Raw genomic sequence first — 15,469 nt, 5'->3', positions numbered from 1 at the left:
GGCAGAGGTTAGCCGGTGTTACGCATACCCGCAGCCACGCCGGCGATGGTGACCATCAACGCCTGCTCAACGCGCGGGTCCGGATCCTGGCCCTGCTCTTCCGCCAGACGCGAACGGTGCAGCAGCTCTGCCTGCAGGACGTTCAGCGGGTCGGTATAGATATTACGCAGCTGGATAGACTCGGCAATCCACGGCAGGTCAGCCATCAGATGAGAATCGTTGGCGATATCGAGTACCACGTTAATACCTGAAGAGAGCAGCTCGCGCAGCTCGCTGCCGAGGCCCCACAGCTCCGGTTTCACCAGGCGCTGATCGTAATATTCCGCCAGCCACAGGTCGGCCTTCGAGAACACCATTTCCAGCATCCCAAGACGGGTTGAGAAGAACGGCCAGTCGCGACACATGGTCTCCAGCTCGCTCTGTTTGCCATCTTCCACGACTTTCTGCAGCGCGGCGCCGGCGCCCAGCCAGGCCGGTAGCATCAGGCGGTTCTGCGTCCAGGCGAAGATCCATGGGATCGCGCGCAGAGACTCTACCCCGCCGGTAGCGCGGCGTTTCGCCGGGCGTGAGCCGAGCGGCAGTTTGCCCAGCTCCTGCTCCGGGGTAGCGGAGCGGAAGTAAGGTACGAAGTCTTTATTTTCACGCACGTAGCCGCGGTACATTTCACAAGAAATGTCGGACAGCTCGGCCATGATATTGCGCCACTCCGGTTTGGGTTCCGGCGGCGGCAGCAGGTTCGCTTCCAGAATCGCGCTGGTATACAGCGACAGGCTGCTGATGGTGACTTCCGGCAGACCGAACTTGAAGCGGATCATCTCGCCCTGCTCGGTGACGCGCAGGCCGCCTTTCAGGCTGCCTGGAGGCTGGGAAAGCAGCGCCGCGTGCGCCGGGGCGCCGCCGCGGCCGATAGAGCCGCCGCGACCGTGGAACAGCGTCAGCTCAATCCCGGCTTTTTCGCAGGTTTTGATCAGCGCGTCCTGAGCCTGGTACTGCGCCCAGGAAGCGGCCATGACGCCCGCATCCTTCGCCGAGTCAGAGTAGCCGATCATGACCATCTGTTTGCCCTGAATAAAGCCGCGATACCAGTCGATATTCAGCAGCTGGGTCATCACGTCGTTGGCGTTATTGAGGTCGTCCAGGGTTTCAAACAGCGGAGCAACCGGCAGCGCGAAGCCAATACCGGCCTCTTTGAGCAGCAGGTGTACGGCCAGCACGTCAGACGGCGTCTTCGCCATGGAGATCACGTAAGCGGCAATGGATCCGTGCGGCGCTTCGGCGATCACTTTGCAGGTATCGAGAACTTCGCGGGTTTCATTGCTTGGCTCCCACTGACGCGGCAGCAGCGGACGCTTGGAGTTCAGCTCGCGGATCAGGAACGCCTGCTTGTCGGCTTCTGACCAGCTTTCATAATCGCCGATGCCGAGATAGCGGGTCATTTCGCCCAGCGCTTCGGTATGGCGGGTGCTTTCCTGACGAATATCGATACGTACCAGCGGCACGCCGAATGACTTCACGCGGCGCAGGGTATCGAGCAGCTCGCCGTTGGCGATAATGCCCATACCGCAGGCCTGCAGGGATTTATAGCAGGCGTAAAGCGGCTCCCACAGCTGTTCGTTCTGGGTAATCAGGCCCGCGGGTTTCGGCAGCTTCTGCCCTTTCAGGCGCGCTTCCAGCCACGACTGCGTATCCATCAGCTGGGTGCGCAGCTTTTTCATCAGATAGCGGTACGGTTCCTGTGCCCCTTCGGCGCCGGCCATTTCACGCAGCTCGTCGGTACATTCGACCATCGACAGCTCGGAAATCAGCAGCTGGATATCTTTGAGGAACAGATCGGTGGCTTTCCAGCGGCTGAGCAGCAGCACGTGGCGGGTGATATCGGAGGTCACATTTGGGTTACCGTCGCGGTCACCGCCCATCCAGGAGGTGAAGCGCACCGGGACGAAATCAACCGGCAGCTGATAGCCGAGGTTCTCTTCCAACTGTTCGTTCAGCTCGCGCAGGTAGTTCGGCACGCCTTCCCACAGGCTGTTTTCGACGACCGCAAAGCCCCATTTCGCCTCATCAACCGGCGTCGGGCGATATTTGCGGATTTCATCGGTATGCCATGACTGGGCGATCAGCTGGCGCAGGCGGCGCATCAGCTGGTGGTGCTCGTAGTCAGCGATCTCTTTGTTATCGAGCTGCTTCAGGCAGTTATTCACTTCCACCATTTTGTGGATCAGCGTACGGCGGGTGATTTCGGTCGGGTGGGCGGTTAATACCAGCTCCAGCGACAGGGACTCCACCGCTTTTTTAATGGTGTCTTCGTTGAGATGGGATTGGCCTTTGAGCTTTCTCAGGGTACGGGCAATCACTTCCGGATTGCTGGCCGCTTCACCGTTTGGCGAAATGCTGTGGTACTGCTCAGCGGTATTGGCCAGGTTCAGAAACTGGCTGAAGGCGCGCGCTACCGGCAGCAGCTCGTCGTTGGACAAGTTTTGCAGCGTGGTGAGCAGTTCCTGGCGATTGGCTTCATTGCCCGCGCGAGAAGACTTGGACAATTTACGGATAGTTTCGACACGTTCAAGAATGTTCTCTCCCAGTGCATCCTTGATGGTATCGCCCAGCACTTTACCGAGCATACTGACATTACTACGCAAAGCGGAATATTGTTCGTTCATGTTACCCCAGACACCCCATCTCATTTTATTTTGTTATATCCGCGACTCGGCAACGATGAGTCGCGGATAAGCAGCCGTCTTTTATAAAGCCACGTAAAAACCCCCACGTCAATTGTTGCGAAATCGCTTCAGCAAACGAATAAATGGCGGCAATTTGCGAAATTTAACTCAGAGGTCGCTTGATAAGCATTGCTTATGGAAATGTGACAATTGTCACTGTCCCGCCCCTGGATACAGGGCGGGAAAAGCGCGATTTTAGTGCCAGCAGAAATGATGCACGACCTGGGTTATCAGCTCGCGGGTCGGCTTAATAAACCGGGTTTCCAGATATTCATCCGGCTGGTGGGCTTGGTTGATTGAGCCAGGACCGAGAACCAGCGTTGGGCAGATAGTCTGGATAAACGGCGCTTCGGTACAGTAGTTGACGACCTCGGTTTGTGCGCCGAGCAGTTTTTCAACCACCTGTACGAGCTGATGATCCGGCGGGCACTCGTAGCCGGGGATTGGCGGATGGAGCTCGCTCACGGTTAAACGACCCGGCCAGCGTTCGCTGACCGGCGCCAGCGCTTCATCCAGCAGCCCGTTGAGATCGTTGAGCGTCATGCCCGGCAGCGGACGAATATCCATATGCAGCTCGCAGCAGGCGCAGATGCGGTTAGATGCGTCACCGCCGTGAATCGATCCGAGGTTGAGCGTCGGGTAGGGTACGGTGAAGGCGGCAAAGTGGTAGCGCTCCTTCAGCGCATCGCGCAGCTGCATGATGCGGCCAATGGCGTCGTGCATGAGCTCAATGGCGTTAACCCCGCGCGCCGGATCGCTGGAGTGACCCGACTGGCCCTGGACGCGAACGGCGGTGGAGATATGGCCCTTGTGCGCTCGCACCGGTTGCAGGGACGTTGGTTCGCCGATAATCGCGCAGTCCGGGCGCAGCCGGGTGGTTTCGGCAAAGTAGCGGGCCCCGGCCATGCTGGTCTCTTCATCGGCGGTGGCCAGAATATAGAGCGGCTTTTTGAGTTTACTGACGTCAACATCGCGCAGGGCGTCAAGAATAAAGGCGAAGAAGCCCTTCATGTCGGCGGTGCCGAGGCCGTAAAGCTTGTTGTCGTGCTCGGTAAGGGCGAACGGATCGCGGGTCCAGCGGCCATCATCGAACGGCACGGTATCGGTATGCCCGGCGAGCAGCAGGCCGCCGGCGCCCTGGCCGGTGCTGGCCAGCATGTTAAATTTATTGCGCGTATCCGGCACCGGCTGAACTTCGACATTGAAGCCAATTTCGCGAAACCAGCCTGCCAGCAAATTGATTAAAGTCTCATTGCTCTGATCCAGCGACTCTTCGGTTGCGCTGATGGAAGGTGTGGCGATCAATGCGCGGTAAATCTCGATGAACGGCGGTAAATTGTTTTTCATTGTTGACACACCTCGGGTCATGATAGTATCAATATTCATGCAGTATTTGTGAATAAAAATACATTATCGTTGAGCGTAAGAAAACCCATCGAATGTAAGGAAATACTCTTACGGCTCAACAGGGTGAGGAAGATAACGGTCTTCCCAGGCAAACAGATGTAAGAAGGTGAAGAGCCCCAATGTTGAATACGCTGATAGTGGGTGCCAGCGGCTATGCCGGCGCAGAGCTAGTGACCTATGTAAATCGCCATCCTCATATGACCATAACCGCTTTGACGGTCTCCTCGCAAAGTAATGATGCGGGGAAATTAATTTCCGATTTACATCCGCAGCTGAAAGGCATTGTCGATCTGCCGCTGCAGCCAATGTCAGATATCAGCGAATTTAGCGACGGGGTGGATGTCGTTTTCCTCGCGACCGCTCATGAAGTGAGCCACGACCTGGCGCCGCAGTTTCTTGCTGCCGGCTGCGTGGTGTTCGATCTCTCCGGCGCGTTCCGCGTGAACGACGGCGCCTTCTACGAGAAATATTACGGCTTTACCCATCAGCATCCGGCGCTGCTTGAGCAGGCGGTATATGGCCTGGCCGAGTGGAGCGTCGAGCGGCTGAAAGAGGCCAGTTTAGTCGCCGTTCCCGGCTGCTACCCGACCGCGGCCCAGCTGTCGTTAAAACCGCTGATCGATGCCGGGCTGCTGGATCTGACTCAGTGGCCGGTGATCAACGCGACCAGCGGCGTGAGCGGAGCGGGCCGTAAGGCGGCGATCGGCAACAGCTTCTGTGAAGTGAGCCTGCAGCCGTACGGCGTCTTCACCCATCGTCATCACCCGGAAATCTCTACTCACCTTGGTGCTGAGGTTATTTTTACCCCGCATCTGGGCAACTTTAAGCGCGGCATTCTGGAAACCATCACCTGTCGCCTGAAGCCGGGTGTGAGCAAAGAGCAGGTGGCCGCCGTTTTCCAGCAGGCTTACGCCGATAAACCGCTGGTACGTTTATACGATAAAGCGCTGCCGGCATTGAAAAACGTCGTGGGTCTGCCATTCTGTGATATCGGTTTTGCGGTCCAGGATCAGCATATCATCGTGGTCGCGGCGGAAGATAACCTGCTTAAAGGCGCAGCGGCGCAGGCAGTACAGTGCGCGAATATTCGTTTCGGCTTCGCTGAGACGCAGTCTCTTATTTAAGGTGTGATGATGAACCCATTAATTATCAAACTCGGCGGCGTGCTGCTGGATAGCGAAGAAGCGCTGGAGCGCCTGTTTACCGCGCTGGTGAACTACCGTGAAACGCATCAGCGTCCGCTGATTATCGTGCACGGCGGCGGCTGCGTGGTCGATGAGCTGATGAAGCAGCTTAACCTGCCGGTAAGCAAGAAAAATGGGCTGCGGGTAACGCCGGCGGATCAAATCGACATTATTACCGGCGCGCTGGCGGGCACCGCCAATAAAACGCTGCTGGCGTGGGCGAAAAAGCACGGCATTGCCAGCGTAGGCCTGTTCCTCGGCGATGGCGATAGCGTTAAGGTGACCCAGCTTGCCGAAGATCTGGGGCACGTTGGCCTGGCCCAGCCGGGCTCGCCGGCGCTGATTAATACCCTGCTGGCGGGCGGCTACCTGCCGGTGGTGAGCTCTATCGGCGTAACCGATGAAGGGCTGCTGATGAACGTCAACGCCGATCAGGCCGCGACCGCGCTGGCGGCTACGCTCGGCGCCGATCTGATCCTGCTTTCCGACGTCAGCGGTATCCTGGATGGCAAAGGTCAGCGCATCGCGGAGATGACCGCGGAGAAGGCGGAACAGCTGATTGAACAGGGTATTATTACCGACGGCATGATCGTAAAAGTGAACGCCGCGCTGGATGCGGCACGCGCGCTGGGTCGCCCGGTGGATATTGCCTCCTGGCGCCACGCGGAGCAGCTGCCGGCGCTGTTTAACGGCACGCCGATCGGTACGCGTATTCTGGCCTGATTGAAAACATTTGCAGACGGGGAGCGCAGGGCTTCCCGGCAGAAATAAACAAATTTGAAGGAATCACATTATGGCACTTTGGGGCGGGCGTTTTACTCAGGCAGCAGATCAGCGGTTCAAACAGTTCAACGACTCTTTGCGCTTCGACTATCGCCTGGCGGAGCAGGATATCATTGGCTCTGTTGCCTGGTCCAAAGCGCTGGTGACGGTTGGCGTGTTGAGCGCCAGCGAACAGCTGGAGCTGGAAGAGGCGCTGGGCATCCTGCTGGAAGAGGTGCGGGCTAACCCGCAGCAAATCCTTGAAAGCGATGCTGAAGATATTCACAGCTGGGTGGAAGGCAAGCTGATCGACAAAGTCGGCCAGCTGGGTAAGAAGCTGCATACCGGCCGTAGCCGTAACGATCAGGTGGCGACGGACCTCAAGCTGTGGTGCAAGGACACTATCGCCGAGCTGCTTTCTGCGAATCGCCAGCTGCAGGGCGCGCTGGTTGAAACGGCGCAGAGTAATCAGGATGCCGTGATGCCGGGCTACACCCACCTGCAGCGCGCGCAGCCGGTGACCTTTGCCCACTGGTGCCTGGCCTATGTAGAGATGCTGGCGCGCGATGAAAGCCGTCTGCAGGACTCCCTGAAGCGCCTCGACGTCAGCCCGCTGGGCAGCGGTGCGCTGGCGGGGACCGCCTATGAAATCGATCGCGAGCAGCTGGCCGGCTGGCTGGGCTTCGCCTCGGCGACCCGCAATAGCCTCGATAGCGTCTCCGACCGTGACCACGTGCTGGAGCTGCTTTCCGGCGCCTCGATTGGGATGGTGCACCTGTCGCGTTTTGCTGAAGATCTGATTTTCTTTAATACCGGTGAAGCGGGCTTTATTGAGCTCTCCGATCGCGTGACCTCCGGCTCATCCCTGATGCCGCAGAAAAAAAACCCGGACGCGCTGGAGCTGATCCGCGGCAAGTGCGGCCGCGTTCAGGGCGCGCTGACCGGTATGATGATGACGCTGAAAGGCCTGCCGTTGGCCTACAACAAGGATATGCAGGAAGATAAAGAAGGGCTGTTTGACGCGCTCGACACCTGGCTTGACTGCCTGCATATGGCCGCGCTGGTGCTGGACGGCATTCAGGTGAAGCGCCCGCGTTGCGAAGAAGCGGCGCAGCAGGGTTATGCCAATGCGACCGAGCTGGCGGATTACCTGGTGGCGAAAGGCGTACCTTTCCGTGAAGCGCACCATATTGTCGGCGAAGCGGTAGTCGAGGCGATTGCGCAAGGTAAGCCGCTGGAAGCGCTGGCGCTGGCCGACCTGCAGAAATTTAGCAGCGTGATTGCCGATGATGTCTACCCGATTCTGTCGCTGCAGTCCTGCCTGGATAAGCGCGCGGCCAAAGGTGGCGTTTCGCCGAAGCAGGTTGCGCAGGCGATCGCCGATGCACAGCAGCGCCTGGCGTAAACCGGGAGCCCGCTGGCCCTGAGCGGTGTCTCAGGCAACGAAAATGAGAAGCTCGAGCGATGCTCGGGCTTTTTTATGCAAAAAAAAAAGCGGACACGAGGTCCGCAAAAGTTCACGTTGGCTTTAGTTGTTCGGTCAGGGAAAGCGCTGAGGCTATACGGTGATTTTCTGATACCGGCCTCGTTTCTGGGTTTATTATTGAACAGAAAACTTGATAGGGATAATCGTTCGTTGCTATGCTATCTATCGCCATGAACTATCATGGCGACGGAGGATGAATAATGAATATTCGCGATCTTGAATACCTGGTTGCGCTAGCCGAGCACCGCCACTTCCGGCGCGCGGCGGACTCTTGCCACGTCAGCCAACCCACGCTTAGCGGGCAAATCCGCAAGCTGGAGGATGAGCTTGGGGTCATGCTGCTGGAGCGTACCAGCCGTAAGGTTCTGTTTACCCAGGCGGGGCTGCTGCTGGTGGATCAGGCGCGTACGGTGTTGCGCGAAGTAAAAGTGCTCAAGGAAATGGCAAGCCAACAGGGCGAGACAATGTCCGGGCCGCTGCATATTGGCCTGATCCCAACGATTGGCCCGTATCTGCTGCCGCAGATTATCCCGATGCTGCACCAGACTTTTCCCAAGCTGGAAATGTATCTGCATGAGGCCCAAACCCATCAGCTGCTGGCCCAGCTGGATAGCGGCAAGCTTGACTGCGCTATCCTGGCGCTGGTTAAAGAGAGCGAAGCCTTTATTGAGGTGCCGCTGTTTGATGAGCCGATGATGCTGGCTATCTATGAAGATCACCCGTGGGCGAACCGCGACCGCGTGCCGATGTCCGATTTAGCCGGGGAAAAGCTGCTGATGCTGGAAGATGGCCACTGCCTGCGCGATCAGGCGATGGGCTTCTGTTTTGAGGCCGGCGCCGATGAAGATACCCATTTCCGCGCCACCAGTCTTGAAACGCTGCGCAACATGGTTGCTGCCGGGAGTGGAATTACCCTGCTGCCTGCGCTCGCGGTGCCGCAGGAGAGAAGGCGAGATGGCGTGGTGTACATTCCGTGCATTAAGCCTGAGCCGCGACGCACCATTGGGCTGGTTTATCGCCCCGGTTCGCCGCTGCGCAGCCGCTATGAACATCTGGCGGAGGCCATCCGTAGCACCATGGATGGCCACTTCGATGAAGCGTTAAAACAGGCGGTTTAAGCCATTTAACGCCGCTACCCGATAGGCTTCCGCCATCGTCGGGTAGTTAAAGGTGGTGTTGACGAAGTACTCAATGGTGTTACCGCCACCTTTCTGCTCCATAATCGCCTGGCCGATGTGAATAATCTCGGCCGCGCGCTCGCCAAAGCAATGAATACCCAGGATCTCTTTGGTTTCCCTGTGGAACAGGATTTTCAAGGTTCCCACGCTCATCCCGACGATCTGCGCGCGCGCCAGATGCTTGAACTGCGCGCGGCCCACTTCATAAGGGACCTTCATGGCGGTCAGCTGCTGTTCGGTTTTACCCACCGAGCTGATTTCCGGAATGGTATAGATGCCGGTCGGAATGTCTTCAATCAGATGGGCCGAAGCCTCGCCTTTAATCAGCGCCTGCGCGGCGATGCGTCCCTGATCGTAAGCGGCCGAAGCCAGGCTCGGATAGCCAATGACGTCGCCAACGGCATAGATATGCGGCAGCGCGGTCTGGTACATGCTGTTGACCTTCAGCTGGCCGCGGCTGTCGGTCTGCAGACCGATATTTTCCAGCGCCAGGGAGTCGGTATTGCCGGTACGACCGTTGGCATACAGCAGGCAGTCCGCCTTCAGCTTTTTGCCCGATTTCAGATGCATGATCACGCCATCATCCACGGCTTCAATCTTCTCGTACTCTTCGTTGTGACGAATCACCACGCCGCTGTTCCAGAAGTGATAGGAGAGGGAGTCGGACATCTCCTGATCGAGGAACGCCAGCAGCCTATCGCGGGTGTTGATCAGATCCACCTTCACTTCCATACCGCGGAAGATTGACGCGTATTCGCAGCCGATGACCCCTGCGCCGTAGATGATCACATGGCGCGGCTCGTGCTGAAGGCTGAGGATGGAGTCGCTGTCGTACACGCGCGGGTGGGAAAAATCGACATCCGCCGGGTGATACGGGCGGGAGCCGCAGGCGATAACGAATTTTTCTGCGGTGACCGTTTCAACGGTGCCGTCGTGACACTCCAGGGCCAGCGTATGTTCATCAACGAAGTGCGCGTTGCCCTGCAGGATTTCGCAGTGGTTGCGCTCATAGAATCCCTGACGCATATGGGTCTGCTGGTTAATGACGCTGTCGGCATGGTTAAGAATGTCGGCGAAGGAGGAGCGAAGAAGGCGGGAGTGGTCGCTGTAGAGAGGGTTTTGGTTGAACTCGATAATACGGCTGACGGCATGGCGGAGCGCTTTCGACGGGATGGTTCCCCAGTGGGTACAGCCACCGCCGACGTTATGGTAGCGTTCAATAACGGCAACGCGTGCTCCCTGCTTAACCAGTCCCATCGCAGCGCCTTCGCCGCCGGGGCCGGAACCAATTACTATTGCATCATAATCCCAAGAGTGCGACATGGCATTACTCACCTGTTTTATACAGAAAATAAACACGATGATAACATTCGCCGCAGTTTAACCCAATTATCGTTGTGCTTTTTTGCGGCATAAAAGCATGATCGGCTCGTAAACAATCTTTCACAAACCAGTGTAAACCGATTAGTTTTATCTCTGGTATAGTGCCAGCAGGGCTATTGGAAGGATTCATACAACGTGATGGGCGTAAGAGCGCTACAAAAAGAGAAAACCCGGCGTTCGCTGGTAGAAGCGGCATTTAGCCAACTTAGCGCCGAACGGAGTTTCGCCAGCTTAAGCCTGCGTGAAGTTGCGCGTGAGGCGGGGATCGCACCGACCTCCTTTTATCGTCATTTTCGCGATGTCGATGAGCTCGGTCTGACCATGGTCGATGAGAGCGGGCTGATGCTGCGTCAGCTGATGCGCCAGGCGCGCCAGCGTATTGCCAAAGGCGGCAGCGTGATTCGCACCTCGGTCTCCACCTTTATGGAGTTTATCGGCAATAACCCGAACGCTTTTCGCCTGCTGCTACGCGAACGCTCCGGTACGTCTGCGGCGTTTCGTGCCGCCGTGGCGCGCGAGATTCAGCATTTCATTGCGGAACTTGCCGACTATTTAGAAATCGAAAACCACATGCCGCGCGCCTTTACTGAAGCGCAGGCCGAAGCGATGGTCACCATCGTATTTAGCGCCGGCGCTGAGGCGCTGGACGTCGGGCCTGAACAGCGCCGACAGCTGGAAGAACGGCTGGTGCTGCAGCTGAGAATGATCTCGAAAGGCGCGTATTACTGGTATCGCCGTGAACAAGAAAAAATATCAAATCATTCCGTATAACGTGAAGGACGAGCAATGAAACACTCAGTTCAAGATAAAGGTACGCTGCTGCTGGCGCTGATCGCTGGCCTGTCGATTAACGGAACCTTCGCCGCGTTGTTCAGCTCGATTGTTCCCTTTTCCATTTTCCCGGTACTTTCTCTGCTGCTGACGGTCTACTGTCTGCACCAGCGCTATCAGAACCGGAGTATGCCCGTGGGGCTGCCGGGCCTGGCTGCTGCCTGTTTCATTCTCGGGGTTCTGCTATATAGCACCGTGGTGCGTGCGGAATATCCGGACATCGGCTCTAACTTCTTCCCGGCCGTGCTGTCGGTCATTACGGTATTCTGGATAGGCTACCGGGTGCGTAACCGGAAGGATGCGGCGGCAGAGTAACCGCTTTATGTCAGAACCCGGCAGGCATCGCGGGCCGGGTTCTGTGAACATCGCCTACCTGCGGGTTAATAAGACGCCGCATTCCATATGATGGGTGTACGGGAACTGATCGAACAGCGCCAGACGCGTAATATCGTGGGTCTGGCTGAGGGTTTCCAGGTTCTGACAGAGCGTCTCCGGGTTGCAGGAGATGTACAGAATTCGCGGATACGCCTGCACCATTTTCTCGGTTTCGCTATCCAGCCCGCTGCGCGGCGGATCGACAAAAATCGTCTCACAGCGGTAGCTTTTCAGATCGATACCCTGCAGGCGAGTAAACTCCCGCACGCCGTTCATTGCCTGAGTAAACTCCTCTGCCGCCATGCGGATAATCTGCACGTTATCGATATGGTTGGCCGCAATGTTGTACTGCGCCGCGGCGACGGAAGGTTTAGCGATTTCCGTGGCCAGCACGCGATCGAAATTACGCGCCAGCGCCAGGGAGAAGTTGCCGTTGCCGCAGTATAGCTCCAGCAGATCTCCGGTTGCCCCCTGCGTACTCTCCAGCGCCCACTCCAGCATCTGAATATTCATCGCCGCATTTGGCTGGGTGAAGCTGTTCTCAACCTGACGGTAGATCATCTCACGGCCGGCTACCGGCAGGCGTTCATCGATGTAGTCCCGATCGAGCTCGATTTTCGTTTTGGTTGCCCGGCCAATCAGGTGCACGTTGAGATTTTGCGCGCGCAGCGCGTCGCGCAATGCTTCCGCCTGCTGACGCCACTCGTCACCGAGTTTTTTGTGATACAGCAGCGTTACCACGGCCTGGTTGCTCATGGTCGTCAGGTAGTCGACCTGGAACAGCTTATGGCGAAGAACCGGGTTATCGCGCACGCCATCGAGGATGGCGACCATCAGCTGATTGATAAGCTCGCTGGCCGCCGGGAAGCTATCGACGCGAATTCGCGATTTGGTCTGCTGGTCAAACATGATGTGGTAGAGATCGTCCCCATCGTGCCACAGGCGGAACTCTGCGCGCATGCGATAGTGGCTGACCGGCGAACGAAATACCTCCGGAACCGGTGCGGCAAAAGGTGCCATCATTTTTTGCAAACGAATGACTTTCTCTGCCAGCTGCGCTTCATATTGTTCGGTTGGAAGGTGTTCGGGGGTCATGATGCATCCTGAATAAAATAAGTACGCGGGGATTGTAGGGAAAGCATCAGGGAAGTCCAGCCCGGATGAGGGATCAAATATAATTATAGAAGTCTGGACTTCTATATGTTTCTGATTATAGCATTGTGTAACCGGTCCTGTGAGTTAAAAGGGAACCCAGTGTAAATCTGGGGCTGACGCGCAGCGGTAAGGAAGGTGGGATGAACGCAATTTGCAGACACTGCCGATATCTGGTGGGAAGTCCTCATCCATAAAACGCCCCGAGCCCGAAGACCTGCCGGTATACGTCGCATTTGGTTTCTATCATCGCGTGCTACTGATGAAACCCGCGGCATCCTTTATATGTTACGGATGCTTTTACAATGATTAAAAAAGCTTCGCTGATGACGGCTCTCTCCGTCACGGCATTTTCCGGCTGGGCGCAAGACAGCAATTCAGACACGTTAGTAGTGACAGCAAATCGTTTTCAACAGCCGGTCAGTACGGTCCTTGCACCGACCGATGTGGTAACGCGTGAAGATATCGATCGCTGGCAGGCGAAGAATTTAAACGATGTGATGCGTCGTCTGCCTGGCGTTGACGTCGCGCAGAACGGAGGAATGGGGCAGACGTCTTCCCTGTTTATTCGCGGTACTGAGGCTAAGCAGGTGCTGGTGCTGGTCGATGGTATCCCCATGTCCCGCCCGGGTATTACGAATAACCCCGACCTGAACCAAATCCCGCTGTCGCTGGTACAGCGCGTGGAATACATCCGCGGCCCGCGTTCGGCTATTTATGGTTCCGGCGCAATGGGGGGCGTGATTAACGTCATTACCCATTCCGATAAAGAACAATCTAAGATCACCGCCGGCGTCGGTTCTGAAGGCTATCAGCAATATGATGGCACCCTGCGTCACCGCTTTGGCGATACGGTTGCCACGGTGGCCGGCTCTTATGAGGGTAATAAAGGCTTTAACGTCCAGCCAGACTCAACCTGGGACCACGACCAGGATCGCGACGGCTTCCGCAGCAAAGCATTCTGGGGCAGCCTGGAGCATAAATTTAACGATAGCTTTGATGGCTTCTTCCGTGGTCGTAGCTACACCAATAACACTGACTACGATTTGGGAAGCCCGCCGTACACCCCAGCCTACAGCGCAGATGAAGAGCAGCTCTATAATCAGAGCTGGGACGCGGGACTGAAGTACAGCTCCGGGATCTACTCATCGCAGCTCGTTGCCAGCTATCAGAAGGTCAAAGACTACAACTACAGCAGCATCTATGGCCGTTATAATGATGGCACCACGCTCGATCGAATGACCCAGCGTAATCTGCAGTGGGGTAACAACCTTATTGTCGGTCATGGTTCAGTGAGCGCTGGCGTGGACTGGCAGCAGCAGCGTTTGACCTCCTCGGATACGGTATTATCGGACACCTACAAGCGCGATAACACAGGCCTGTATCTGACCGGGCAGCAGCAGTTTGGCGATGTGACCCTCGAAGCCTCCGGCCGTGAAGATCACGACGAACAGTTTGGCTGGCACGGAACATGGCAGACCACTGCCGGCTGGGAGTTTGTCGAAAACTATCGCGTGACCCTGGGCTACGGTACTGGCTTCCTCGCTCCTTCGCTGGGACAGCAGTTCGGTTCTACCCGCTTTGGAATCAGCTCAAATCCAAACCTGAAGCCCGAAGAGTCGCAGCAGTGGGAAGCCGGGCTTGAAGGGCTCACCGGGCCGCTGGACTGGCGCCTCTCGGCGTATCACTACAAGATTACTAACCTGATTACCTACTATTCAGATCCTGTCACCTTCGAAGGCGAGTATGACAATATCAACGCCGCGACGATCAAGGGCGTTGAATGGACGGGAAGCGTGGATACCGGTATTTTCAGCCATCGCGTGACGTTGCAATACGTTGACCCGCGTAATGATGATAACGGTGAGGTCCTTGCCCGACGCTCCAAGCGACAGGCGAAGTATCAGGTGGACTGGACGATGTTTAACGTCGATATGGATGTGTCGTGGCAGTATTACGGTAAGCGCTACGATAACAATACGTCTCAGTACAATAATACGCAGAGGATTTTGCCAAGCTACAGCACGCTTGACGTATCTGCCGCGTATCCGATCACCGATCGCCTGACAGTTCGTGGTAAAATAGCCAACCTGTTCGATAAAGATTACGAGACAGCTTATGGCTACCAAACTGCAGGACGAGAATACTACTTGTCTGGCAGCTACACCTTCTGATCCACGCCCCACCGTGCTGGTATTTGATTCCGGTGTCGGTGGGTTGTCGGTTTATAATGAGATTCGGCAGCTGCTGCCGAATCTGCATTACATCTACGCTTTCGATAACGTGGCTTTTCCTTACGGGGAGAAGAGCGAAGAGTTCATCGTTGAGCGCGTGCTCGAAATTGTCACCGCGGTTCAACGGCGTTATCCGCTGGCGCTGGCCGTCATTGCCTGCAACACCGCAAGTACCGTTTCCCTTCCTGCCCTTCGTGACCGCTTTGCTTTTCCCGTTGTTGGCGTGGTTCCGGCGATTAAGCCTGCGGCCCGCTTGACGGCGAACGGCGTCGTTGGCCTGCTGGCGACGCGCGGTACGGTCAAACGCCCCTATACGCGCGAGCTGATCAGCCGCTTTGCAAATGAATGCAAGATAGAGATGCTTGGCTCCGCAGAGCTGGTTGAGCTGGCGGAAGCGAAGCTGCACGGTGAGCCGGTTCCGCTGGAGGAGCTACGACGCATTCTTCGTCCGTGGCTGAGAATGGCCGAACCGCCTGATACGGTTGTGCTGGGCTGCACCCATTTCCCTCTATTACAGGAAGAGCTGCAGCAGGTGATGCCGGAAGGGACGCGAATGATTGATTCCGGTGCCGCCATCGCCCGTCGCACCGTCTGGCTGCTGGAGCATGAAGCGCCGGATGCGAAATCCAGCGATCCAAACCTGGCATACTGCATGGCGCTGACGGCGGAAACTGAACAGCTTTTACCCGTTTTACAGCGCTACGGCTTTGAAACGCTGGAAAAACTGCCAGTTTAGGCGCGCTTTGGTGAAAAAAGA

Annotated in this window: 12 protein-coding genes and 1 riboswitch; of the genes, 8 read left to right on the top strand and 4 right to left on the bottom strand. The window is 56.8% G+C overall.

Features of this window, described 5'->3' with window-relative positions:
- Positions 1 to 8: 8 nt before the first annotated feature.
- Entirely contained in the window at positions 9 to 2,660 is a 2,652-nt protein-coding gene (gene ppc, locus RTE01_RS20610) for a phosphoenolpyruvate carboxylase (RefSeq protein WP_041143449.1), read from the bottom strand.
- 255 nt (positions 2,661 to 2,915) lie between these two features.
- The gene (gene argE / locus RTE01_RS20605; protein ID WP_041143450.1) at positions 2,916 to 4,067 is read right to left on the bottom strand and encodes an acetylornithine deacetylase; all 1,152 of its coding nucleotides are present in this window, start codon (positions 4,065 to 4,067) and stop codon (positions 2,916 to 2,918) included.
- Positions 4,068 to 4,246: 179 nt separating this feature from the next.
- Here argE and argC point away from each other — a divergent pair, with 179 nt between their 5' ends.
- The 4 genes from argC (at position 4,247) to oxyR (ending at position 8,677) form a co-directional block, all read left to right on the top strand.
- A complete protein-coding gene (gene argC / locus RTE01_RS20600; protein ID WP_041143451.1) occupies positions 4,247 to 5,251 on the top strand; it encodes an N-acetyl-gamma-glutamyl-phosphate reductase in 1,005 nt (334 codons plus the stop codon).
- Between the two features lie 6 nt (positions 5,252 to 5,257).
- Positions 5,258 to 6,034, top strand: a complete 777-nt coding sequence (argB, locus tag RTE01_RS20595) for an acetylglutamate kinase (RefSeq protein WP_115193831.1) — start codon at positions 5,258 to 5,260, stop codon at positions 6,032 to 6,034.
- A 70-nt stretch (positions 6,035 to 6,104) separates the two neighbouring features.
- Complete coding sequence (argH, locus tag RTE01_RS20590) at positions 6,105 to 7,478, top strand: argininosuccinate lyase (RefSeq protein WP_123552978.1); 1,374 nt, start codon at positions 6,105 to 6,107, stop codon at positions 7,476 to 7,478.
- A gap of 281 nt (positions 7,479 to 7,759) precedes the next feature.
- Positions 7,760 to 8,677 carry a DNA-binding transcriptional regulator OxyR gene (oxyR, locus tag RTE01_RS20585; RefSeq protein WP_041143454.1) on the top strand — a complete coding sequence of 306 codons (918 nt, stop codon included), beginning with the start codon at positions 7,760 to 7,762 and terminating at the stop codon, positions 8,675 to 8,677.
- On the opposite strand, the gene sthA is transcribed toward oxyR, so the two are convergent.
- The gene (gene sthA / locus RTE01_RS20580; protein WP_076947970.1) at positions 8,660 to 10,060 is read right to left on the bottom strand and encodes a Si-specific NAD(P)(+) transhydrogenase; all 1,401 of its coding nucleotides are present in this window, start codon (positions 10,058 to 10,060) and stop codon (positions 8,660 to 8,662) included. The two genes, oxyR and sthA, sit on opposite strands and share 18 nt — an antisense overlap.
- Before the next feature lie 195 nt (positions 10,061 to 10,255).
- On the opposite strand from sthA, the gene fabR reads away from it, so the two are divergent.
- Entirely contained in the window at positions 10,256 to 10,891 is a 636-nt protein-coding gene (gene fabR, locus RTE01_RS20575) for an HTH-type transcriptional repressor FabR (protein WP_041143456.1), read from the top strand.
- Between the two features lie 15 nt (positions 10,892 to 10,906).
- Complete coding sequence (locus RTE01_RS20570) at positions 10,907 to 11,266, top strand: YijD family membrane protein (protein WP_041143457.1); 360 nt, start codon at positions 10,907 to 10,909, stop codon at positions 11,264 to 11,266.
- Positions 11,267 to 11,320: 54 nt separating this feature from the next.
- Here RTE01_RS20570 and trmA read toward each other — a convergent pair whose 3' ends face one another.
- Positions 11,321 to 12,421, bottom strand: a complete 1,101-nt coding sequence (gene trmA, locus RTE01_RS20565) for a tRNA (uridine(54)-C5)-methyltransferase TrmA (RefSeq protein WP_041143458.1) — start codon at positions 12,419 to 12,421, stop codon at positions 11,321 to 11,323.
- A 115-nt stretch (positions 12,422 to 12,536) separates the two neighbouring features.
- Positions 12,537 to 12,716: riboswitch (cobalamin riboswitch) on the top strand.
- Between the two features lie 67 nt (positions 12,717 to 12,783).
- Here trmA and btuB point away from each other — a divergent pair.
- Both btuB and murI read left to right on the top strand, forming a co-directional pair.
- The gene (gene btuB, locus RTE01_RS20560; protein ID WP_141335320.1) at positions 12,784 to 14,652 is read left to right on the top strand and encodes a TonB-dependent vitamin B12 receptor BtuB; all 1,869 of its coding nucleotides are present in this window, start codon (positions 12,784 to 12,786) and stop codon (positions 14,650 to 14,652) included.
- Positions 14,597 to 15,448, top strand: a complete 852-nt coding sequence (gene murI / locus RTE01_RS20555; RefSeq protein ID WP_045853640.1) for a glutamate racemase — start codon at positions 14,597 to 14,599, stop codon at positions 15,446 to 15,448. The genes btuB and murI overlap by 56 nt, the downstream gene beginning before the upstream one ends.
- Positions 15,449 to 15,469 lie beyond the last annotated feature (21 nt).

This window comes from Klebsiella terrigena, from assembly GCF_006539725.1.
Lineage (GTDB): Bacteria > Pseudomonadota > Gammaproteobacteria > Enterobacterales > Enterobacteriaceae > Klebsiella > Klebsiella terrigena.
Note: the sequence above shows the minus strand (reverse complement) of the source record. Positions and strands in the feature narration are given on the sequence as shown.